This is a genomic window from Sphingobacterium sp. UT-1RO-CII-1 (genome assembly GCF_026711005.1).
Taxonomy (GTDB): domain Bacteria; phylum Bacteroidota; class Bacteroidia; order Sphingobacteriales; family Sphingobacteriaceae; genus Sphingobacterium.
Window position 1 is genome coordinate 1 of the sequence record NZ_JAPPVJ010000010.1, and the last position, 23,139, is coordinate 23,139.

Here is a 23,139-nt window from a genome sequence, read left to right on the forward strand (position 1 = left end):
CTGTCAATTCAATTTCTACTTCTTTTCCGTTGATGTTAATTTTTACTTTGTTCATGATATTTTAATTAGATATTGTTCTGTAAAATGAAAGACCTAACTTTCGGGCTAGGTCTGGGTTGTGTTCTATATACTGGTGATGTGGCCAACAAAGTGATTTAAAGAATCTTTTGTCTGTTAGTAGGTTTCCTATTCGGCCTTTAGCGTGATGAAGCGTAACTTCTCTACTTTTGCATCCTGGATACATACAGACAGGATTTTCAAGCAAGAACTTGTCTCTTAGCTTTCGGTACCGCTTAAGATGGTCCAGAGACTTCTTAGAAAATTTTGCTATTTGCTTTTTAGGTCGGGGTAGGGGAGTTTTCTTTCTTTGCTTTTGGTAACAGTAACCGCACATCTTTTTTGAATAGATTAGCCGAGCGTTACCGCATTCGATACACTCGGCTGTTTTGCGTTTAATCATAGTGATCAATAATTTCTCTAGACCTAGCTATGTACTCATTGCGTTTTTTTTCTCCGAATTCCTCTGAAATAAAAAATAGAATGTTTTTCAGCATAAGTCTATTATCTTCATTAGATCTTTCAGCATTTATTTTCTTTTCTACTGACTTCAATGTTGACAGTTGTTGAGCTATTGCTCGTAAAGAAGACCTAAGTGATGATGTTTTTAATTTTAAAGACAAATAAGCCTCGTTACTTACCCAATCTCCGCCTTGTTTCTTTAGCTTTAGAGATAGAATCCTATTGTCTAAAATTGATTTTTCTTCAATAATCTTTTGTTGTTCACTCAATAATAAAGCCCTTCTACTTCCTATTTCGCTATCTAATTCAGGAGATGTTTTGTAAGCCTGTTTCCAAAGAGAAAAGTTAATATCAAGTATTGTGGTTAACTTCTCTTTGCTTAAAAAACGCTCTTCAAGTATAGCATCTGCAATAGCCTCTGCATTCATACTGTTTCAATTAAAAATTTAAAATACTCTTGACCTTTCTTGGTCAACTTCTTAGTTACGTGAGCTTCGACGATATCCTTATCATCAAATCCGTATTTCTTTTGCATAACGTCTTGAGTAGGCTTTATAGGGTTATCCCAATCAGCTAATTTTGACGATAAACCAAATTCAAATGTGATGCGGTAAGGTGGGGTAGGAAGAGATATTTTAGGCAATAAAAAAAGCAAGTCTCTTTCATACTTGCTATACTTCGGTGTCTTAAATCGTTTTCCCTGCCAAGCCTCGTTAACAGATAGAGGCTTTATGCCTACCCTAATCAAAAGCTTCCTTTCTCAACTCCTCAAACTTCTCTTTTGTGATTACTTTGAAGTTGTGTAAAGCATCTTCCCGATTAAGGTTATCCGCACTTTCTTGAAGTTCAATTCGGTGAGCGTAGAAACCTTTTACCGAATCGCTCTTAAGTTCTGTCACTACGTAGTCGCCCATCGTTGCTTTTGGTTCAGGTTTGATGCGGTATTCGTTGGGTTCTTCCCAAGATGGAAATGGAGCATATTGCCAATCGCCATGACGGTCTTTGAACTCAATCACCGCCCCTTCTGCATGAGCTTTCTTTAAATCAGCGAATTTGTCTACACCATGTAGTTTAATTCCAGAATTGAAAACTGAACCTAGGAATGATCCTTTGAGTATAATATCACCATGTGAATATTTTTCACTCTCCTTATCAACTACCATTTCAATGAGTTGATTTAGAGACACCTCATAATACCCATCTTTGTTTATTTGTCGCAATCCAAAAGAACCTGCGTTTATAGACAGGTAGTTGTTTTCGTTTTCCCAATCGTGCCTTATGTCACATTCAATATCTTGTCCGTAGTGTTGAAGCCATTTTATAGCTTCTTTAAGATGCTTTTTACTGTATATTACTACATATACGTTTTCTAGTGTTTTATTCATATTCTTGATTATAAAAGTTTTCTCTATTTATTATTTTTCTTTCCAAAAATGTTTCAATCGAATATCTTTTCTTTCCAAAAACTAAAAATCTAATAGAGGAAAGTTGAGCCCCATATTTTATATACAAATTATCGAACTGTCTTAAGCATCTTTGATGAAACATTTGAGCTTCTGACAAAGGAGGTTTTTCTTTTTCGTCGATTTGAAAAGGTTTCTTTTGACCAACAGCTTTTCGCATAGCCTCAACAACATTAGGGTGATACCCGGAACCTATAGGGTTATTCTTTAAATCATCCTTGTGTTGCCTCATTCTTATCTGTTCGAACTCATTCATTCTATCTTGACTATATTCCTCCATCTTAGACAGTATTAACTGGCCGTCTACGCTATCATAGAACTTGCCGTAATGTCCTAGCTTCATTTTGTCAAAAAAGAGCTTTAAATCTGCTAAATTCAAGTGGGGGAAATATTGGAGAACATAAACCGCTGTTTGTTCGATTTGTGGCGGGTTCATAATCTTACCAACGTTAAGGAACTCCACCATATCAGTTATGAACTCAACAAGGACGCTGTTTGCGATAACTGGATCTTGCTTGTTTATTTTTGCTATCGATGGTTGTCCGCTAGTTATCGCCTGAGATATGCTTCTGCAACCGCTCGGCAAGAGCTTGCTGATTAGCGAGGCGGAACTCCCTGACATCGTCAACCCTTTGTTGCCTTGATTGGGCGGCTGTATTTCTTGTTTCTTGTTTTCCATAGTTTTCTATGTTTTTAATCCAACTAAATTTGAACCCTTGCCATGACTGCTCTGCTGAAACCCTAACGGCGTCTGCAACTGGGTAATCATTTTGCCTACATTCTTTAATCAAGCTGTCAATAACCGTTTGGGTGAAAGATGCACGTTTAGCAGTTCGAACTTTTATCCAATCGTCAGCATGTTGTTCGAGCACCCCTTCATCTAGTAGAGCTTTCTTAAATTCAGGCTTACCAAAAACTTTTTCTTTTTTAGCGGAACTTTTTTCTTTTTCAGAATTTAAATCATCTAAAGTTGATTCCTCAGAACCATAGTTTTTATCAATTTTTTTTTGCGCTTCAGCGCCCCTAAAAACTTCTTTCATTCTTTCATTCTTATCATTCTTTATATTCTTTACATTCTTGTTAGTGGTTACTTGTTGGTTATCCGTTGGTTGTTTGTTGGTTATCCGTTGGTTACTCGTTGGTTGTTTTGTTGGTTGCTCGTCTTCTCCACTTTGATAAAAATCGTAGTTAACGATAGTTATAACCGTACCTTTGTTGGTTGTTTTGATGGTTATTTCGTTGGTTGATTTTAGCTTAGTTAGTGAAGTGCGAATTTGCTGTACTGTCATTGAAATTTCAGCAGCTAAAACTTCCCTTCCTGTAACTAATTGACCTCTTTTTATGATTGACCCTTGATACCTTTTTTCTTTATGATTAGCCTTTAGTAGTAGGTGTAAAAACAGACACTTTGTATTGGTGTCTCTGTACCATTCCCAATCTAAGAGGCTGCGATGCATCTTTACCCAACCTTGGCTATCTAACATTTGTTACTCCTTTCTATTATTGGTTAATGATGGTGCTGCGTATGCAATTATTTTGGCTCTTCTGGAGGTAATTACACTTAATATTACCTGATGTCCAAGACTAGATACTTCTTCAAAGTATTTTCTAGCCTATATTTCTGTAGATAGTCGAGCAACATCAAGGTTGAATGTTGGCGCTGTAATTCGGTAAGGATGCGTTTTGTCTAACTCATCCTCTTCTAAGTATTTTAATTTTTTACTCATTTTGTATGTTATTTATTCATTTTCAAGTATTTGTTTTTCTTTGGTTAGATTTTCAATTTGGCTATCTATAACGGATAATCTGTTTTCCTTATTTATTTTGGGATTGATTTCTGAATTGTACAAGTCGTTTATTTTCTGAATTATTTCGTAGACATATTTGTCATTAAACTCAGGAGTGACAGATATCAAGCTCTTTGTTATTTCTTCATGTGTGAAAACAGATATTTCGATATGATATTCGGTAAATAGATAGCAATTAATAGATGCACTATTATTACCAATAGTTATTTTGATTTCTGGTCCGATATTGTATATATTTTTCCCTTTTATAAAATCTCTGGATTTAAAATATATGGTGTACAATAATTCATGTAGTTCTTTTAGTTTTTGCATTTCGGTTTGCTCGTTAGGGTCTGGAATTACTATACCGATATGAGCGCCAATGCACCATACATTTTCTAAAAATTCCAAATACCTTTTGTTATCGAATTTGGCTGTAGACTCTGTGTTTGTCAGCCATTTTATTAATTGATGTGTTTGGATATTGTTCAAACGAAAAGAGCAAGCTTTAAGATGGTTAAGCCTGCTCTTTATCATTGGTAAGCATACACCTCTGTAGTACTTATGAAGCTCCCACGATGCCATTTAATAATCTTATTAAAGTGTTGAAGTAGACCTTCTTCATTGTAGGATCTGTTTCATTGTATAGCTTTTCAGCGTAGTATAACAGCATCTTGTTAGATGTTATACTGTGGCTTATCAATTGGGTATATTCCGTTGTGACTTCTGTATTCATAAGATTTTAACCAACTGTTAGTGCTTAAGCAGTCTTCGAAGTCCTCGCAAAGTCTGCGTAATTCTGATTTACCATAGTCTATAAGGGATGGCATAAGAAAATGGACTGATACATTTCCTTTTTTGTCTACGGCTATGATGAAATAGTCTTTATCCTCTTCAAGAGCTTTTAGATACATACCTCCTTGAAGCCATAAGCAACGACTCAATATTTCTCTTTGTACCTTTTTAGGGTCTGCATCTGGCATCATTTTAAGGTCAAAAACATAATTTTCACTATCACCATCAAGAAATGAGAGAAACTTGAATCCGTATGCTTCCCAGTCAATTCGTTTTTCTTTGGTGTGTGCTCCGTCAATTAGTTTTTTAGCTTCTTCATTGGAAAGTACAGATATTGCCATTTCTACAGCAGTTTGGTACATGTTGTTTGTTAGAACCGTCTTTCCCTTACTTTCTTCCAAGAATTGGCTGTATATGGCTTTACCTTCTTTTGTCCTGCGGTCACACTCTGGTGCTGAAGCAAACGAGTCATTGAACTTGTGAGGCTCTAACACTAAGCAATGTAGTGCTTGGCCTAATATCATACTATCGGTATCTTCATCGACTTTCATTTTGTAGTCAAGAAAATGCTTTGGTGATTTTCTGAAATTAGATAATGACGAGTATGATAAGTATAAGCTGCCATCCGCATACTTATCTTGCAGGGTGTTTATATAGGACTCTTTAGCTCCTATGTAGTCTGGGTTTAATTCAAATACATTCATTATTTTGCGGGTTTATAGTTTTTTTCTGCCTCTCTCAAGACTTGCAGTTGAGTAGGGGGTATAAAAATATTGTGAGACTGAGTTGTTTTAATAACGTCCTTTTCTCCTTTGTTTATCCTAGCTAATGCAGAATTGAATTGCTTTTCTGTTATTGTTTGAGGTTTATGAACAGGCGGAGGTGGGACCTTATCATCTTCATCTGTAGGGATAGCCTTGCTATCGGGGTTATCGATATCATCTTCATCTGTAGGGATGTGAAAATATTTAAGAAGAAAATAGCGTTCTGCATAGGTCAATGCGCTTCCTACTCCTTTATCAAAATCGTTCATGCCGTTGGCTCCGAAAAGATTAACATCTTTTTCTCCCGTTTCAACATCTATCCAGGTGAATCGCATATCTACCTTAGATAGTATTTCAGATTTTTCACCAAACTTTGTTTTGTAGTCATGCCGTTGGTTTGCGATATCTAATACTTCCTGTTTTAACAGCAACCCTAGATCGTCCATTTTTGCACGTATGTGACTTAATATTTTTGATCCTGATACGTAGTCGTAATTGTGACCTCTTTTATCCTTGCCAAATCCCCTAACAGATTTCTGTATTTCTAATAGTTTTTTATAGATACTCATATCTTTAAGAGTTATTTAGCATGATTAGTATTAGTATTTTGAGCAAAAAAGAAAAGGCTACAGCTAGAATAAACATCTGCCCTAAAAACCTTGCTCCATCCTGCGCTTCGGGTGAAAGATATATCCACCAGGCATTCACACGTCTTACGTGTTTTCTAATAAATCTTTTCATATCTTAAATTCGTTTAGATGGTGAAAGCTCTTTTGAGTGAGCTCTATTATTTTTTTATGAGAGTAATAGGTAATGCTTCCGCTTCCATTTTTACTCGCCGGCTTTAGTAATCCTGATTTGATATACTTCCTTATCCGATGCTCTCCGTATAGCCTGCAAGACTCTGTAAAGCTTAGCTGAGGCCGTTGCAGTATCTTGTCAATACGTTCATCGGATATGATTGAAGTAATAACAGCCTTTAAGTCTTGTAGACTTATTGTGATGTTGTCCATATTTGTAGTTTTTTAGTTTTCAAAAAAGAAAGCCCGACATGATATCGGGCTTAGTGGTGTTTAAGTTATTAGCCGTCAAAACACCTTAAGTTTGGCTCTAATGGGAGTGGAGGCGACAGGATTCGAACCTGTATGAAAGGGGTGTTCTTACAGTATAATATAGCCTTTCTCACTCCGTCGTTAGCGTCTACCAATTCCGCCACGCCTCCTTTATTTTAATTGACTAACCTAACTGACTATTCAGGTTTATTAGCTCGCTGTATTTCAAGCTCCCGAATTCCTGAAATCGGTATTATTTTAAGCTCCACCCGTGTTGTTACCATTCATCGGCTTCTGCTAAGGATATCAATATGTCAAAGAACTTTTTTAAGTAGTAGGGGAGTGCGTGAATCGAACCGCTTCGCCAGTTATCCCCTGTGATTGAGCTGATTTAAAAGGCATAGCTCACGCCTGACTATCTCGTTTTGATAGCTTAATTATCTGTTAATCAGATGTTATTTTGTTTTAGTTTACTGAGCGTCCAGTAAGAAATTTGTTTATAAAATACTGTTGACCTCTCCCTGTTACGTATGTGGTTTTAGCGATAAATGAGCCTTGAGAGTTATTGAATGTTCTTTCAGCAATAGTGAATAGGCCTAATTCAATTGATTTCTGTGTAGGCGTGTTCTTATCCTTTCCTTCACGTTTAATAAGGAATCCATTGTTTCGGAGATACTCGAATAATCTCTTTTCCCCGATATCAATACCATTTTGAGCAAGGATAACAGCTAGTTCGCGAATAAGAATAGAGTTGAAAGCTTGCGTTACCGAATCAGCAAATACAACCTTTGGTTTTTGTTCGTCTAATTGCTTTTGCTGCTGCTCGATCTGCTCCGCCTGGTTAGCTGCCAATCGTAGAGCCTCAGACATAGAGGACGGGACCTGAAATTGATCTTTGTTTTCTAGCTCTTCCCAGCGACGATTTATTTTGATACGTAGCTCAATATTGTAGCCAGTCATTAGATCAATAGTCTGCATCTTGGTTAGTTCGTATTGTCTGTACTGTTGTCCGTTATCAGCTTTGTAAGTCGACTGTCCAACTTTGGACAGTGATAGTTTTTCGTAATTATCGTTTAGTACCTGAATATCTCTAAGTACATGTTGATGATTTTTGCCTGTCAATTCCGCAATCTCACGGCTTGACATTGTCTGTTGAATGTTGGTTAGTTGATTCATTATGCAATCCTCCCTATAAAAATGTTAGAACTATCTTTCCAAACAACGTATTCTCGATTAGGAAACTCTTTTGATAGAGATAGCTTTAGGTTTTTAGCGTATCCATAATTATTGACCTTAGTGTATTGATCAGGATTAAGCATTCTTACAATATTTCTGACAGGTTCGGTCTTACCTTTGGCTCTGTTGGGTATCCCTGTCATAACAATGTCATTTATCATACATTTGTATTATTAAAAGTTACTAAATATTACTATGTGTGACCGAAAGTGCTACCTTTGCATTGCATTTGAAAACGTAAACTTACAATCACTTACACAAAGTAAGGGCATTTTTATTGCACTTGCAAGTATTTGTAAGCTTAAAACTTACACTTTTTTATACATGATTGATTATCAGGGAGAAAGATTTCAAAAAAAAATTGCGGAACTTAATATTTCAGCCACTGAAGCTGCAAGTCGTATAGAAATAAGTAGAGATACTATTCATAAATGGTTTAAGAAAGATAGATTAGACCATCGGCAAGTTGTGAAGATAACTAAAGGTTTAGGCTTGTCGGAGGAAGAGATATGGGGTGATGATTTGAGCAAGTCTAATGCAAAGCCAGCATTGTTTAAAGGTAGTGGCTCTGCGAATATGTGGGTTGTTCCTATTAAGGCTCAGGGTGGATTTTTAGAGGGGTATGGTGACGACATAGTAATGGAACAGAATATAGAAAAAGTCTATTTTCCTTTTATTGGTTCAGAGTGTTTTGCATTTGAAATAGAAGGCTTAAGTATGCTTACTGAATATGTTCCAGGGGAGTATTTTATAGGAACGCCTATTGAGAATTTCAATCACTTAGTTAAAGGAAGGTCTTATGTTTTTCAAACTATAGATGGCATAATACTTAAGGAGTTTGTTAACATTGAGGATGATTATATTTATCTTAGATCATTAAATGAAGATTATAACCCTGTTAAACCAATATATCTAAAAGAGGTAAAGCGTGTTTATCAGAGGGAAATGGTAATTAAAAACTAACTAATAAAAACTATGGGTTTATTTAATAAGTTCTTTGGGGGGGATTCAAGTGGATCGAATAATGTATTTGTACCTAGGAATGAACAAGAGGCTTGGGTAGGAATTTTTGTTGCTTGCGCTATGAGTGATGGTAGTATATCTGAAATGGAGCAGGATATGCTAAACAGGTTTATGGTTTTTAAATCTTGGTTTGATACCACTCATACTGATTTGGTTATGCAGCCCTATAGGCGGGCGTATCATAGTGTAGAATTATCAGGAGGGAATTCGGTTATAGATACTTGTGTAGCATTTATTACAGAAGATAGACGAGATACATTATTCTGTTTTATAGTGGAAGTTTTAATGTCTGATGGTATTTTAGATGACACAGAAAAGAATGTAATAGAGTATTTGCAAAAGTCCTTAGGGATATCAGATGAATTAGCAGTTAAAATAATAGACGTTTATTTTATCAGGTCAAAAGGTGACTTAATTCTATATTAAAAAACATCAGACAGATAGATATGAAACAATTAATTCTAGTATTATTTTTTATAAGTGCTATTGCTGCCGTATCAAAAGCTCAGGATATTCCTTATGTAGATGATAGGATAGTTTACGAGCATATATTTGATTTTCCTGGCAGCAGTAAAGATGAGTTGTATTCGTTTTCAAAGATTTCTATAGCAGATGCATTTGTTAATGCTAATTATGTGGTGCAGTCTGATGATTCAGAGTCTGGAATTATTGTAGGAAAAGGTGTTACTAGTTTCGTTAGAGATTTTAAAAATCTATTAAAGTTGCCTCGTAAATTTAAGTTTTCAGTTAGAATAGATTCTAAAGATGAAAGAGTTCGAATTAGGCTATACGATATTATATATATTGACGAACTATCTAATCCTAGAAGAAATACAGAAATACCATTTGAATTATTAGAGCAGAGTGAAAGGCAGAATATAGGTAAGAGTAAAAGAAGATTAGAAGCATATAATAAAAAAAGTGAGGCATATAACGATCATTTTTATTCTCTAATTGTTCTCTTTAAAAGAGGTATAGAGAAGCAAAAAACAGAAAGTGATTGGTAGAGACGAGATCCTGTACACATGGGAAACATGGAAGGGTAGTGGAGATAGGGAATATAACGGAGGAGATCAGCGCCTAAATAGGGTGAAGTGATGTGTGTTTTGTAAGTGTTTTGTGAAGATAATTTAAGGTTCTGCAATCTATTGGTATAGAGTCTCTTGCATCACATTACTCCATCCATATCAAAAATAACCGCGTATTTGTTCATGTCACAAAGATAATAATTTTATAGTTAGGTTAATCCCGAAGTATAAGGAAGAGGCTTCGGGATATATAGCAGTTATGGAAGGAATACAGAATAGAAGGTTTATTTATTAAAGTACACCTTCTTAATAGCTTCTAGGTCTTCGGGGCGATCAACAGCGATGGTTTCTAGGTTAGTTTCGGCTAGTTTTATTGTGTAGCCATTTTGTAACCAACGCAGTTGTTCTAATCCTTCGGATTGTTCGAAAGAAGATACTGGAAGATTTGTGATTTCATTTAATGTCTTAATTCTGTAGCCATAAATGCCGATATGTTTAAAGTACGTGTGATTTTTTAGCCATTTATTTTGTTCAATACCGCGTTGAAAGGGAATGGGGTGTCGTGAAAAATAAAGCGCTATGCTGTTTACATTAAACACGACTTTTGGAATGTTTTCATTGAATAGTTCCGATTCTTGATTTATACGTTTAACTAAAGTACCGATGTCGATAGTTGAATCTTGAAATAATGCTGCAAGTTGGTCGATCTGATTTGGATTTATATAGGGTTCATCTCCCTGTATATTGATGGCGACATCATAGCCTGTTATTTTACTGATCACTTCTGCACAACGATCTGTACCCGATTGATGTGCTTTGGAAGTCATAATAACTTTGCCTCCAAATTTGTTAACGTGTTCTGCAATACGTTGATCGTCTGTAGCCACTATTATTTCATGAAGGCTTTCACATTTTTTTACTTGCTTGTATACCCGTTCAATCATTGTCATGCCATCTATATCAATTAAAGGCTTTCCGGGAAAACGAGTAGAGTCATACCTTGCTGGTATAATTCCGATGATCTTCATATTACGTTTTTTCTTTTGTTATTTTATGTTCAGCCACTGAGTTTTTAGGAGATATATCCGAACTCTGTATATATTAATTTGTAGACCAAATTAAGTCTAAAAAAGTGGAAGAAAAAATAATATCATAGAATTATTAAAACTGTTTTTTGCAAAAGCTGTTTAATGTACAGTTTAGAATGTTTTGTAATCTTTAGTGGTTTTGTGTTTTTATATAGGTAGGTTTGAGTTAAGCAATGGTTATAATCTATGTTTTATTATATTTTAAAATGGTATGTCCGTGTTGGACTGTATTGGTATTTTCCTGTTATTCGGAAACCAGCCTTTGACGTAGAAGATATTAAGATGCCTACAGTTGTCGTGTCGACAAATCCTAACGGATTATTGGATGCTTTAGTTATCGCAGCCTATTCGCCTTATCGGTACTTTTTTTTAGTAAGTGGGAGGCTTTTTAAAAAAACAATATTTGATGTATTGTTTCGTAAGTTATATATGTTACCGATTTATGGGCGTAGAGATTGTGCAGATTTTAGTGTACGTAATGATTTTACCTACGATGAGTCTATTAGACAACTAAAAGGCAAAAAACATATTTTATTGTTTCCAGAATTTAAATCAACTCAACATAGTGAGGTGACTTTGGCTCCTTTTTATAATGGGAGTATTATTTCTCTTTTAGAGCGTGCATATAAAGAAGGTGTGCCACTTCAATTAAGACCATGTGTACTGACGTATGGAGCTTTTGCTGGAGGTCGTAGGGGAGTAGAAATTGACTTTAAGACTCTTGTAGATACTACTGAATATATTGAGCGACAAGAGATCCAAAGTGCTAAAGTGATCTTTGAAGTACGTGAGAAAATGATGCAAGAAAGCGTTGTACCAGTAGGTACCGTGGATAATCCTCCAGTTATTCTTTATAATGTTATGAATTTTTTAGCCCAAATTGGCTACTTACTTCATAGACATATTTATAAATTTTTATATAATTATATAAAACATCGTGTCGGTAAGTCTAAAGACTTTGAGGGAGTGTTTTTTTTAACATTATTAATTTTTTATCCTCCTTTTGTGTTATTTATAAGTTATATTATAGGTCGTGTGGGAGGATATGGTCTTGGGGTATTTACCTTTTTATTATTACCGATTACTGCTTATTTTATGCAGAGGTTTAAAAAAATAAATTAGATCGAGATTATCAATAGTAGGGCCATAAGAAGAAAAAATAAAAAGCAGATTTTTTAGATCTGCCTTTTACAATAAATGTTATTATTTGCTGTTCTCTTTTTCGATCCACTGTCTGGCGTTAACAAAAGCCTCTAGCCATGGGGTGACTTCGTCATTTCTATTTGACGGATAGTTGGCCCAATTCCATTGGAATATAGAACGCTCAATATGTGGCATTGTTACCAAGTGGCGTCCTGATTTGTCACATAGCATTGCCGTGTTAAAGTCTGAGCCGTTTGGATTGTGTGGGTATTCAGCGTACGCATATTTCGCAGCAATATTATATTCATCCTCAGAATAAGGGAATTTAAATTTTCCTTCACCATGAGAAATCCATACACCTAATTTGGTGCCTGCAAGTGTAGATAACATCACTGAGTTGTTCTTTTGTATTTCTACAGAAATAAAGTTTGATTCGTGTTTTTGTGAGTTGTTATGTGCCATTTTTGCATGAACTTCATGTTCTGGATTTATAAGTTCCAGTTCCATAAATAATTGGCAACCGTTACAAATGCCGACAGATAAAGTGTCTGGACGTGCAAAGAAATTTTTGAGCGCTTTTCTTGCCTTTTCATTATAGAGGAATGCTCCAGCCCAACCTTTGGCTGACCCCAATACATCTGAGTTAGAGAAGCCGCCTACTGCGCCGATAAACTGTACATCTTCTAAGTTTTCACGTCCTGATATCAGATCGGTCATATGTATATCTTTTACATCAAAACCAGCAAGGAACATAGCATTAGCCATTTCACGTTCTGAGTTTGAGCCTTTTTCACGGATGATGGCTGCTTTTGGGCGTGGTTTGGTAGTGCTAATAACGGGTTTTTTGCCATCAAAGTGAACAGGGAAGGCAAATTGTAAAGGTTGTTTTTTATAGTTGTTAAACCGTTCTGTTGCAGTTCCGTTTTTCGATTGTTTTTGATCGAGCAGGTATGATGTCTTAAACCAAGTATCCCTTATCTCTGTTACATCAAAATTGAAAGTATCGGTTCCATTTTTAAAACTGACATTTGACTTCTCCGTAGCACGTCCAATTTTTACAACCTCTATCCCTGCCTTCTTAGTAGTTTGTTCAAATATCTCATCATCTTTAGCTTGAATTACTAATGCAATATTTTCGTTGAACAAAACTTTTACAGTGTCAGTCTCTCCTAAATTAGAAAGGTCGTATTGTGCTCCTAATGAAACATCAGCAAACGTTAATTCAAGCAAAGTGGTTACTAAACCTCCTGAACCGACATCGTGACCTGCCACTATCTGATTGTTAAGAATAAGGTCTTGTATTGTATTGAAGGCTTTCTTGAAGTATGCAGCGTCCTGTATACTAGGTGCTTCTGCTCCTATTCTGTTGTTGATTTGAGCAAATGAAGAGCCACCTAATTTAAAACTGTCTTTTGATAGGTTAATGTAGTAGATTGATCCAGCATTTTTAGATAGAACAGGTTCTATTACTTTGTTAATATCTATACAGTTTCCTGCCGCAGATATAATAAGTGTACCTGGTGCAATAACATCCTCTCCGTTAGGGTATTTTTGCTTCATAGACAAGGAGTCTTTACCTGTTGGGATATTGATACCTAATTCTATTGCAAAATTCGAACAAGCTTCAACAGCTTGATATAAACGTGCGTCTTCTCCCGGATTGTTACAAGGCCACATCCAGTTGGCCGATAGAGAAACGCCTTTTAAGCCATCTTTTATCGGAGCGAATATAATATTGGACAGTGCTTCACCAATAGCGTTACGCGACCCAATCACAGGGTCTATTAATGCTGTAAGTGGAGAGTGACCGATTGTTGTGGCTATACCTTCTTTGGATTTATAGTCTAAAGCCATAACCCCTACGTTATTTAATGGTAATTGTAGTGGACCTACGCATTGTTGTTTAGCCACACGCCCACCGACGCAACGATCAACCTTGTTAGTTAACCAATCTTTAGAAGCTACTGCTTCTAATTGTAATACTTTATTTAAATAATCCGGTATGTTAGCTGTGAGATAAGTGATGTCGTCGTATTTTCTATCTACGATTGTGTCTGTCATTAACGTTTTTGGAGATGAACCAAAGAAATCTGCTAAATCGTAATCCATTGGTTTTTCGCCTGTGGTAGAAGATTTAAAGGTAAACCTTTGATCGTTTGTAACATCTCCAACACTGTAGATAGGAGCTCGTTCACGTTCAGCAACTCGGTTTAATGTCTCTATATCTTTTTCGGCAATAACTAACCCCATGCGTTCTTGGGATTCGTTTCCGATTATTTCTTTAGCAGACAGTGTAGGATCACCTACAGGTAGTTTGTCTAGATCTATTAAACCTCCTGTTTCTTCTACTAGTTCCGATAGGCAATTTAGATGACCGCCAGCGCCATGATCATGTATAGACACGATGGGGTTATTATCAGACTCTACAAATGCACGAATAGCGTTAGCTGCTCTTTTTTGCATTTCAGGATTGGAGCGCTGTATAGCGTTCAACTCTATGCCAGAACCAAAAGCTCCCGTATCTGCGGATGAGACGGCAGCTCCCCCCATACCTATTCGGTAGTTTTCACCTCCCAGTATAACAATTTTATCGCCTTCTTTAGGAGTTTTCTTTTTCGCTTGATCTAATTTGGCATAACCGATTCCGCCGGCTTGCATTATTACTTTGTCATAACCTAATTTTCTCCCCTCTTCTTCATGCTCAAATGTTAATATTGAACCTGTGATAAGGGGCTGACCAAATTTATTTCCAAAATCGGAAGCTCCATTAGACGCTTTGATTAATATATCAATAGGTGTTTGATAAAGCCAGTTGCGTTCCTTCATCGCTTTTTCCCAAGGACGGTCTTCATTAAGGCGTGAGTAAGAAGTCATGTATACTGCAGTTCCGGCTAAAGGTAGTGATCCTTGACCTCCTGCTAGTCTATCGCGTATTTCTCCTCCCGAACCTGTCGCAGCGCCTGAAAACGGTTCTACTGTGGTAGGAAAATTGTGTGTTTCAGCTTTGAGAGAAATGACAGAGTCAAATTCTTTTTCAGTATAAAAATCAGCTTTATCTCCCGTTTTAGGAGCAAACTGAGTGATACGAGGTCCCTTAATAAAGGCGACATTATCCTTATATGCAGATACAATGCTGTTGGGATTAGTTTCTGAGGTTTTTTTTATCAGTTTAAATAGTGAGGAGGTTTTCTCTTTACCATCTATTATGAAAGTGCCATTGAAAATTTTATGGCGACAATGTTCTGAATTTGCTTGAGAGAAAGCAAACACTTCAGAATCTGTTAGTTTTCTGTTTATTTTTGTACTGAGGTTGTTTAGGTATTCTACCTCTTCTTCGTTCAATGCTAGGCCTTCCTGTTTATTATAAGCTCTAATATCGCTTATTTCTTGTATTGGTTCTGGATCAATCGCTATATCAAACAATTCTTGCGTTAATGCCGTGAACTTTTGGGAAATCATAGGATCAAAATCTGTAAAATCCTCTGTTACTTTATTGAACTCTTCGATTCTAATAATGCCTTTAATACCCATGTTTTGGGTTATTTCTACAGCATTTGTGCTCCAAGGGGTTACCATCGCTGCGCGCGGGCCCACGTAGTAATCATGAAGTGTTTTAGTGTCGAGTTTTTTGGCGTTTCCGAAGAGCCAGCTTAGTTTCAAGCTATCTTCTTGAGATAGTTCGGCTTGGGTTTGCACACTATAAACAGTGTCGCTAGGGTTCACAAAGAAATGAATCATTATAACTATGTAATTTTGAACGTTATTCAAATCAAAGTACAAATTTACGTAATATTTTGATGATGTAGTTGAAATAAATAGGGAATTATATTGTAAACAGGATGTCTGTTTTGATCTTCTCTTTTTTTGAACCTTTAATAACAATATTTATTTTTATTAAAGGGAGTATAATTGTTATATAGTTAAGTAACATAATGGAACTTTAGAGGCTTCATTAGCGAATAACGTATATGAGTCATAACGTATAGTTAAGCAACTGTAATAATGCAGTTATTAATAATTTGATAGGTCGGAGATATGAGCTAGCTAGTATTTGAAAAATAACTAAAAACAAAATTGTAGTGTTTTATGGCTCATATAAACGAGTTTTTTGTCTAAAAGTTCTATCTTTGTACCTTTAAAATAGGGAAAATGAATATTTCGTATAATTGGCTTAAGAATCATATTGATATAAATAAAACTCCAGAAGAGTTATCTCTTATCCTAACAGATATTGGTCTGGAAGTTGAAATGTTGGAGAAGGTTCAAGCTATCCCTGGTGGTTTGGAAGGTTTGGTTGTTGGAGAAGTGAAAAGTTGTGAGCAACACCCTAATGCTGATAAACTTAAAGTGACGACTGTCGATATAGGGGGAAGGGAATTACTTCATATAGTGTGTGGTGCTCCAAATGTTCGTAAAGGATTAAAAGTGATTGTTGCTCCTGTAGGCGCTATTTGTCACCCTATGGTTGGAGAGCCATTTAAAATTACAAAGTCAAAAATAAGAGGAGAAGTTTCCGAAGGTATGTTGTGTGGGGAGGACGAGATTGGGTTAGGAAATTCACATGCAGGTATAGTTGAATTAAACGAACAGGTTGCTATAGGATCTCTAGTAAAAGATTATTATAATATTCAAGATGATTATCGTTATGAAATAGGCTTAACACCTAATCGTGCTGATGCTGCTTCCCATTTAGGAGTAGCTCGCGATATTGCAGCCTATTTAAGAAGCGAAGTAAAACCTTATTCCGTAGCGGAGTTTGCTGCGGAGGAGCACACGCCTATTTTGGTTCGTGTAGAGTCACCAGAGCTAGCACCCCGTTATTCGGGATTAGTAATCACAGGGGTGGAGGTGAAGGAGTCGCCTGATTGGTTGAAAGAGAAGCTAAATGTTATTGGTATTCGTCCTTTAAATAATATTGTTGATGTAACGAACTTTATATTACATGATTTAGGGCAACCACTGCATGCTTTTGATGCTGATAAAATTTTCGGAAATGAGGTCGTTGTACGTTTAGCTACGGAAGGCGAGGCTTTTAGAACATTGGATGGAGTAGATCGAAATTTGTCAGATGAGGATTTAATTATTGCTGATGCTGAAAAACCAATGTGTATTGCAGGAGTCTTCGGGGGAGAGTACTCCGGGGTTTCGGCGGATACAACACGTATATTTTTAGAGTCTGCCTATTTTAATGCACGTTCTGTTCGTAAAACTTCGAAAAGACATGGGTTAAAAACAGATTCGTCATTTCGTTTTGAACGAGGGACAGATCCTGAGATAACTGTTTATGCTTTACAAAAGGCTGCGTTATTGATTCAAGAGATTGCCGGTGGTCATATAGACTCTGCGTGCACCGATATTTATCCTGAAGCTATAAAGCCTTATGAGTTTACAGTTAATTATCAACGCGTTCAGCAATTGATTGGTCAAGCTATTCCAAGAGAGGAAATACGCGATATTATTTTGGCTTTAGGTATTGAAATTTTAAAAGAAAGTGTTGAAGACCTAGAAGTGCGTGTGCCTGTTTATAAAGTTGATGTCACACGTGAGGTTGATGTTATCGAAGAGGTGTTGCGAATCTATGGATACAATAATATAGATCTGAAGTTGCAGATAAAATCTTCTTTGAATACTACAGAAAAGCCAGATAAAGAATTGTTATTTAACCAGGTAGCTGATTTATTGGTGGCGAATGGTTATCGAGAAATAATGAATAATTCGTTAACTAAGTTGGATTATGCGGATGACGAAGAGTCAGCAGTGCGTTTGGTAAATCCTTTGAGTTCTGATTTGGATACGTTGCGTCAAAATTTACTTTTTTCTGCTTTAACGACATTGTCTTATAATCAAAAACGTAAGCACGCTAATGCTAAGTATTTTGAGTATGGGAAAGTTTATTTTAAGAATGGTGATGTCTATAAAGAACAGCAAATATTGTCACTTTGTATATCAGGTTCATATCAAGAAAAGCATTGGAGTGTAGAGGATCAGAAGACTAATTTTTATCACTTGAAAGCTGCAGTAGATAGCATTATTAAGCGTTTGAATATTCAGGGGTTAAAGGTAGTGGAAAGTGATACTTCACATTTTGATTATGGTTTGACTTACTTGAAAGGGGATAGGCCTTTAGTGAGTTTTGGTGCAGTATCTGCTAAAAACTTGAATAAAGCTGATATAGACGGTAAAGCTTTCTTTGCAAGTTTTGATTGGGATTTGGTTGTTCGTTCTATACGTAAAAATAGTATTAAGTATAAAGAAGTTTCACGTTTTCCAGAAGTTCGCCGTGATTTGGCATTGTTGCTAGATGATGATGTAACGTTTGAAACATTAAGGAATCTTGCATTGAAGACTGAACGTAAACTTTTAAAAGAGGTAAATATATTTGATGTTTATAAAGGCGATAAGCTCCCGAAAGGGAAGAAATCATATGCGCTGAGTTTTATTTTGCAAGATGAGGAAAAAACATTAAATGATAAACAAATAGAGGGGATAATTAAAAAATTAATTGTTAACTTTGAGAAAGATACTGGAGCGGTTGTGCGCTAAGTGTCGTGTAAAATAGTTTAATTGCGAAAATAAATATGGCCACACTATCTGCACAAATGAGTGTTATCGTTGAGAAAACGAAAAATCTTATGGAGATGTGCGATGCCTTACAAGAGGAGAATGACCTCTTGAAATTAGAGTTACAATCGTTGCAAGTAGCTTTTGAGACAAGTTCTTCAAAAAACAAAGAATTAGAGGAAAAGCTCAAAGTTGTTGCAGTTGCAAAGACATTGGATGACTCAAAGGTTGATAGAAGTGGGATAGATGAAAAAATACTTGACACAAAACAAAAAATTAACGATTTTGTGCGAGAAATAGACAGATGTATAGGCTTGTTGAAGTGAGGAAGTTGGTGGAAGAGGTCTGTTACGTTATTTTAAGCTCATAAAGATGGGAGAAATTTCCATAAAAATAAATATCGCTGATCGTGTTTATCCGTTAAGAGTAACGGTTGAAGAAGAGGAAATAATCCGACACGCAGCGAAATTGGTTAATGAAAAAATTAAAGAATTGCAAGAGAATTATGCAGTTCGTGATAAGCAAGATCTGCTTTCTATGTGTATATTACAATACGCTACAGGTATGATAAAAGCAGAACGGAATGCAAAAAGTCATGAAGAGGGTTTGGAGGAGAAAGTACACGAACTGGATACATTATTAACACAATTCTTTAGTAAATAAATATCGTTCTTTAAAATTTTAGAGCTTTATAACGACGAATTTGCCGCAATTAAATTCGGGTTGTCACTATTTTAAACTTAACGCTTCAATATCACGAGCGAACAAAGATGAAGGCCATTTTGCGAAAGCCATCTAGGTCATGATCAATTGCTCAAATCATGTGTAATCGAAGTTTATAATACATGGGACCTGTATATTTAATTGCGGTTTTTTTTTGTTTAAAAATGAAAACATGAATTAATTTTTATATAAAATGGAGTTATCAACAACAATTTCGATTATAATTTCGCTCATAATAGGTGTTGTTATTGGTCGTTTCTTATTGCAACAAGTATTTAAGAAACAAGAGCAATCAGCAAAAGAAAAAGCGGATAAAATCATTAAAGAGGGGCAGCAGCAAGCTGATCACTATAAGAAGCAACGTTCATTAGAGGCAAAAGAAAAATTTTTGCAACTAAAAGCTGAGCATGAAAAGGACGTTAATCAACGTAATAATAGCTTAACTCAAAAAGAGAACACTATCCGACAGAAAGAGCAATCTTTTAATCAAAAGCTGGAGAATGTAAATAGAGAGAAACAGGAACTGGATAATCGTAGTAAAAAGTTAGATCAGTTGATTGAACTTAACGAGAACAGAAGTGCCGAAATTGACCAATTAAAAAACCAACAGATTAAACAATTAGAAAGTATTGCAGGGCTTTCTGCTGAGGAAGCGAAAGAACAATTGGTTAATACATTGCGTGAGGAAGCACGTTCAGAGGCGATAATACAGATTAAAGATATTGTTGATGAAGCAAAACTGACGGCATCTAAAGAAGCAAAAAAAGTAGTTATACAGACTATACAGCGTACAGCTACAGAGTCTGCGATAGAAAATACAGTATCGATCTTTAATATTGAGAATGACGAGGTAAAAGGACGCATTATCGGTCGTGAGGGACGTAATATACGTGCTTTGGAGGCTGCGACAGGTGTAGAAATTATAGTTGATGATACTCCGGAAGCTATTATCTTGTCTGGTTTTGACCCAGTTCGCCGTGAAATTGCACGTTTGTCGTTACATCGTTTGGTCACTGATGGACGTATACATCCGGCAAGAATTGAAGAGGTAGTCGGTAAAACAAGGAACCAGATTGAAGATGAAATAGTAGAAATAGGAGAAAGAACTGCTATTGATTTAGGCATTCATGGTTTGCACCCAGAATTGATCCGTATGGTAGGACGTATGCGTTACCGCTCTTCCTATGGTCAGAATTTGTTGCAGCACTCTCGTGAGGTTGCTAATTTTGCTGCTACTATGGCCGCAGAATTAGGTTTAAATGTGAAACATGCTAAGCGTGCTGGGCTGTTGCATGATATTGGTAAGGTGCCTGATGATAATCCTGAATTGCCACACGCTATTTTAGGTATGCAGTTAGCCGAAAAGTATAAAGAGCATCCTGATGTATGTAATGCAATAGGAGCCCACCATGATGAAATTGAAATGACTTCTTTGATTTCTCCTGTAGTACAGGCTTGTGATGCTATATCGGGAGCAAGACCTGGAGCTCGCCGTGAGGTGGTTGAAAGCTATATTAAGCGTTTGAAAGAGCTGGAGGAATTGGCATTATCTTATCCTGGTGTGGAAAAGACTTTTGCTATTCAAGCTGGGCGTGAACTTCGTGTTGTGGTTGAATCTGAAAAAGTAACTGATGCACAGTCGGAAATATTAGCTGCAGATATTTCAAATCGTATTCAGACGGAGATGACATATCCAGGACAGATTAAAGTGACGGTTATCCGTGAAACAAGATCTGTTTCTTACGCTAAATAAGAAGAAAAATAAATGTAAGAGGAAGGTCCTATCGTTTTCGGTAGGGCCTTTTTTATGATGTTATGTATAATTTTATTTTTCATTTCGTAGTTTTGAAAGTAAACATATTATGAGTAGGTATATTTTACTTAAGTATAATCGATATTAGCATAGAAAATAGGTGAACGAATTATGCAGATTTTAGTTGTCGAAGACGATAAGCGAATAAGTAGTTTTTTAGTAAAAGGTTTAGAGGAACAGGGATACTTAGTTACCCTGTGTGCTAGTGCAGAAGATTTTTTGGAGAATTACAGCAACTTGGAATGGGATCTTATTATATTAGATGTTATGTTGCCAGGGATGGATGGTCTTCAATTGGTACAGACTTTACGCTATAAGAAAAAGTACGTTCCTATTCTCATGCTCAGTGCGTTAAATGCTGTGCAGGATAAGGTGTCGGCATTAGATTATGGTGCTGACGATTATTTAACTAAGCCATTTCATTTTGAGGAGCTTATTTCTCGTATAAAAGCCTTAACAAGACGGCAGCAATATCAACAGCAACAACAGGATAATATTGTTGAGCAGGTGTTTGGTAGTTTGCGTATTAACTTGGATAAATACGAAGTTACTTTAGATGGAAATTTGGTAGATCTTTCGCCTAGAGAATATAAATTGCTTGTCTATTTGATAAAGAATGTAGATAAACCAGTTAGTCGTTTTCAAATCTTAAATGCGGTATGGGGGATTAACTTTGATAATCATTCGAATGTTGTTGATGTATATATATCTTATTTACGTAACAAGCTTGATAAGGGAGATGAAAAATATATACATACTGTAAAAGGTGTGGGGTATGTTTTTAAACTACAATTATGAAATTACAGCAACGGCTTTCACTATATTCAGTAGTTATTTTTACGATGATAACGGTAGGTTTTTCTGTTGTTATTTATTTTTCGTATCAAAGACAGATGATTTCAAAAGAACAGAAATCTTTGTCAAGTAAAGCTTTGCTTATTGCTATTTACTATTTAGAGCAGGATGAACTGTCGTTAGCTGAGCATTCGCAGATAAAGAGGCAGGTCGAGCGTGAAATCAGTATGAGTGATGTCGTCCTGATTGATAGTTTGAATGAATTGGTACGAGGCAATATGCGGTCAGTTACTGCTTTGTCAGAAAACTTTGTTGAACGTGTTCGTAAAGAAGGAAGTGCATTCTTAAATTCTGATAATAACTTTTATTACGGGATATATTATGAAGACAATCAAGGGGATTTTGTGGTGATTTCTCGGGAGTCAAAGGAAGAGTTTAATGAACAAATGCAAAGCTTATTACAAGTTTTACTTGGCGCTTTTTTATTTGGAGTAGTTGTTATTTATTTATTTTCTAATTATCTGGGACGTTTTGCTTATCGCCCGATAGTTGATGTGATTCAACAGATCGGAAAGAGAGATAGTCGAAATTTTAATCAGCCACTTAGCATTAGTAATGCTTATGCTGAAATTCAAGACCTTGTAAAAACTTATAATCATTTCGTAGATCGTATTGCAGAAACGTTTAAGGTACAAAAGAATTTTATTGATTATGTTTCACACGAACTTCGAACACCTATAGCTGCGTTATTAGGCACTTTGGAAGTGACACAAAATAAAGAACGATCGGAGAAGGAGTATAAAGAAGTTATTGTACTTCTCAAAGGGTATGCGTTCGATCTGCAAGAAGCATTAGAGCAGATGATGCTTTTGTCAGGAGCTAAAACGAGTTTTGATTTTGAACGTATCCGCATTGATGAAATTATTTGGCAACTTGTCGAAGATATGACGATTTATCATCAGGCGCAAATAGAAGTTAATCTGCAGGTGGATGATCCTACTTACCTTGAGTTGGAAGGCAATGATAAACTCTTGGAGCTTGCTTTGCGGAACTTATTGAGTAACGCTGTTAAGTACTCTGATAATCAGTTGGTGAAGATTGAGTTAACCGTGGAAAACAGTAAATTAGAGCTTTCTATCCAAGATAAAGGTATTGGTATTTTAGCTGAAGATATTCCACAGATTACACAGAATTTTTACAGAGGTACAAATGCTTCTAACTACCAAGGAAAAGGAGTGGGACTTTCTATAGCTAATATTATTTTTAATATGCATCAGGTTAAGATGTCTATATATTCAGGCAATCAGGGAACGAATATTACCCTGAGATTTTAAAACTCTAACCGTATT

Annotated in this window: 24 protein-coding genes and 1 tRNA gene; 10 read left to right on the forward strand and 15 right to left on the reverse strand. The window is 36.0% G+C overall.

Going from position 1 to position 23,139, the window contains the following annotated elements:
* Positions 1 to 452: 452 nt before the first annotated feature.
* The 13 genes from ORI89_RS17500 to ORI89_RS17555 all read right to left on the reverse strand — a co-directional run bounded on the left by ORI89_RS17500 (position 453) and on the right by ORI89_RS17555 (position 7,777).
* Entirely contained in the window at positions 453 to 947 is a 495-nt protein-coding gene (locus tag ORI89_RS17500; protein ID WP_268231813.1) for a hypothetical protein, read from the reverse strand.
* A complete protein-coding gene (locus ORI89_RS17505; protein WP_268231814.1) occupies positions 944 to 1,267 on the reverse strand; it encodes a hypothetical protein in 324 nt (107 codons plus the stop codon). The genes ORI89_RS17500 and ORI89_RS17505 overlap by 4 nt, the downstream gene beginning before the upstream one ends.
* The gene (locus ORI89_RS17510; RefSeq protein ID WP_268231815.1) at positions 1,260 to 1,904 is read right to left on the reverse strand and encodes a hypothetical protein; all 645 of its coding nucleotides are present in this window, start codon (positions 1,902 to 1,904) and stop codon (positions 1,260 to 1,262) included. Before ORI89_RS17510 ends, ORI89_RS17505 begins: the two co-directional genes overlap by 8 nt.
* Complete coding sequence (locus ORI89_RS17515; RefSeq protein WP_326494328.1) at positions 1,897 to 2,604, reverse strand: DUF6633 family protein; 708 nt, start codon at positions 2,602 to 2,604, stop codon at positions 1,897 to 1,899. Before ORI89_RS17515 ends, ORI89_RS17510 begins: the two co-directional genes overlap by 8 nt.
* Positions 2,528 to 3,271, reverse strand: coding sequence for a hypothetical protein (locus ORI89_RS19220; RefSeq protein ID WP_326494329.1), 744 nt, complete (start codon positions 3,269 to 3,271; stop codon positions 2,528 to 2,530). Before ORI89_RS19220 ends, ORI89_RS17515 begins: the two co-directional genes overlap by 77 nt.
* A gap of 450 nt (positions 3,272 to 3,721) precedes the next feature.
* Positions 3,722 to 4,306 (reverse strand): hypothetical protein, encoded by a 585-nt coding sequence (locus tag ORI89_RS17520; protein WP_268231817.1) that lies wholly within the window; start codon positions 4,304 to 4,306, stop codon positions 3,722 to 3,724.
* Between the two features lie 140 nt (positions 4,307 to 4,446).
* A complete protein-coding gene (locus ORI89_RS17525; protein ID WP_268231818.1) occupies positions 4,447 to 5,268 on the reverse strand; it encodes a PD-(D/E)XK nuclease-like domain-containing protein in 822 nt (273 codons plus the stop codon).
* Positions 5,268 to 5,897 carry an ERF family protein gene (locus tag ORI89_RS17530; protein WP_268231819.1) on the reverse strand — a complete coding sequence of 210 codons (630 nt, stop codon included), beginning with the start codon at positions 5,895 to 5,897 and terminating at the stop codon, positions 5,268 to 5,270. Before ORI89_RS17530 ends, ORI89_RS17525 begins: the two co-directional genes overlap by 1 nt.
* A 4-nt stretch (positions 5,898 to 5,901) precedes the next feature.
* Entirely contained in the window at positions 5,902 to 6,069 is a 168-nt protein-coding gene (locus ORI89_RS17535) for a hypothetical protein (protein WP_268231820.1), read from the reverse strand.
* Entirely contained in the window at positions 6,066 to 6,341 is a 276-nt protein-coding gene (locus ORI89_RS17540) for a hypothetical protein (RefSeq protein ID WP_268231821.1), read from the reverse strand. The genes ORI89_RS17535 and ORI89_RS17540 overlap by 4 nt, the downstream gene beginning before the upstream one ends.
* Positions 6,342 to 6,448: 107 nt before the next feature.
* Positions 6,449 to 6,550 (reverse strand) — tRNA-OTHER (locus ORI89_RS17545).
* 295 nt (positions 6,551 to 6,845) lie between these two features.
* Positions 6,846 to 7,556, reverse strand: a complete 711-nt coding sequence (locus ORI89_RS17550) for a phage antirepressor KilAC domain-containing protein (RefSeq protein ID WP_268231822.1) — start codon at positions 7,554 to 7,556, stop codon at positions 6,846 to 6,848.
* Positions 7,556 to 7,777: a hypothetical protein gene (locus ORI89_RS17555; protein ID WP_268231823.1), complete on the reverse strand. Its 222-nt coding sequence runs from the start codon at positions 7,775 to 7,777 to the stop codon at positions 7,556 to 7,558. The genes ORI89_RS17550 and ORI89_RS17555 overlap by 1 nt, the downstream gene beginning before the upstream one ends.
* A 163-nt stretch (positions 7,778 to 7,940) precedes the next feature.
* Between ORI89_RS17555 and ORI89_RS17560 the strand changes: the two genes are divergently transcribed.
* Genes ORI89_RS17560 through ORI89_RS17570 form a run of 3 tightly spaced genes read left to right on the forward strand, consistent with a single transcriptional unit; the run spans position 7,941 to position 9,646 of the window.
* A complete protein-coding gene (locus ORI89_RS17560; RefSeq protein WP_268231824.1) occupies positions 7,941 to 8,579 on the forward strand; it encodes a LexA family transcriptional regulator in 639 nt (212 codons plus the stop codon).
* A 12-nt stretch (positions 8,580 to 8,591) separates the two neighbouring features.
* On the forward strand, positions 8,592 to 9,065 hold the full coding sequence (locus ORI89_RS17565) for a tellurite resistance TerB family protein (protein WP_268231825.1): 474 nt from the start codon (positions 8,592 to 8,594) through the stop codon (positions 9,063 to 9,065).
* Positions 9,066 to 9,085: 20 nt separating this feature from the next.
* A complete protein-coding gene (locus ORI89_RS17570) occupies positions 9,086 to 9,646 on the forward strand; it encodes a DUF4468 domain-containing protein (RefSeq protein ID WP_268231826.1) in 561 nt (186 codons plus the stop codon).
* 305 nt (positions 9,647 to 9,951) lie between these two features.
* On the opposite strand, the gene kdsB is transcribed toward ORI89_RS17570, so the two are convergent.
* Complete coding sequence (kdsB, locus tag ORI89_RS17575) at positions 9,952 to 10,695, reverse strand: 3-deoxy-manno-octulosonate cytidylyltransferase (RefSeq protein WP_268231827.1); 744 nt, start codon at positions 10,693 to 10,695, stop codon at positions 9,952 to 9,954.
* A gap of 246 nt (positions 10,696 to 10,941) precedes the next feature.
* Between kdsB and ORI89_RS17580 the strand changes: the two genes are divergently transcribed.
* Positions 10,942 to 11,877, forward strand: a complete 936-nt coding sequence (locus ORI89_RS17580; protein WP_268231828.1) for a hypothetical protein — start codon at positions 10,942 to 10,944, stop codon at positions 11,875 to 11,877.
* An 81-nt stretch (positions 11,878 to 11,958) separates the two neighbouring features.
* Here ORI89_RS17580 and purL read toward each other — a convergent pair whose 3' ends face one another.
* A complete protein-coding gene (purL, locus tag ORI89_RS17585; RefSeq protein WP_268231829.1) occupies positions 11,959 to 15,636 on the reverse strand; it encodes a phosphoribosylformylglycinamidine synthase in 3,678 nt (1,225 codons plus the stop codon).
* A 411-nt stretch (positions 15,637 to 16,047) separates the two neighbouring features.
* Between purL and pheT the strand changes: the two genes are divergently transcribed.
* From pheT to ORI89_RS17615, 6 genes are all read left to right on the forward strand, one after another.
* Positions 16,048 to 18,441 (forward strand): phenylalanine--tRNA ligase subunit beta, encoded by a 2,394-nt coding sequence (gene pheT, locus ORI89_RS17590; protein ID WP_268231830.1) that lies wholly within the window; start codon positions 16,048 to 16,050, stop codon positions 18,439 to 18,441.
* A 35-nt stretch (positions 18,442 to 18,476) separates the two neighbouring features.
* Complete coding sequence (locus ORI89_RS17595) at positions 18,477 to 18,785, forward strand: hypothetical protein (RefSeq protein ID WP_268231831.1); 309 nt, start codon at positions 18,477 to 18,479, stop codon at positions 18,783 to 18,785.
* Between the two features lie 46 nt (positions 18,786 to 18,831).
* On the forward strand, positions 18,832 to 19,122 hold the full coding sequence (locus ORI89_RS17600; RefSeq protein ID WP_268231832.1) for a cell division protein ZapA: 291 nt from the start codon (positions 18,832 to 18,834) through the stop codon (positions 19,120 to 19,122).
* Positions 19,123 to 19,375: 253 nt separating this feature from the next.
* A complete protein-coding gene (gene rny, locus ORI89_RS17605) occupies positions 19,376 to 20,935 on the forward strand; it encodes a ribonuclease Y (RefSeq protein ID WP_268231833.1) in 1,560 nt (519 codons plus the stop codon).
* Between the two features lie 171 nt (positions 20,936 to 21,106).
* A complete protein-coding gene (locus tag ORI89_RS17610) occupies positions 21,107 to 21,793 on the forward strand; it encodes a response regulator transcription factor (protein WP_268231834.1) in 687 nt (228 codons plus the stop codon).
* Positions 21,790 to 23,124: a sensor histidine kinase gene (locus ORI89_RS17615; protein WP_268231835.1), complete on the forward strand. Its 1,335-nt coding sequence runs from the start codon at positions 21,790 to 21,792 to the stop codon at positions 23,122 to 23,124. The genes ORI89_RS17610 and ORI89_RS17615 overlap by 4 nt, the downstream gene beginning before the upstream one ends.
* The last annotated feature ends 15 nt before the right edge of the window (positions 23,125 to 23,139 follow it).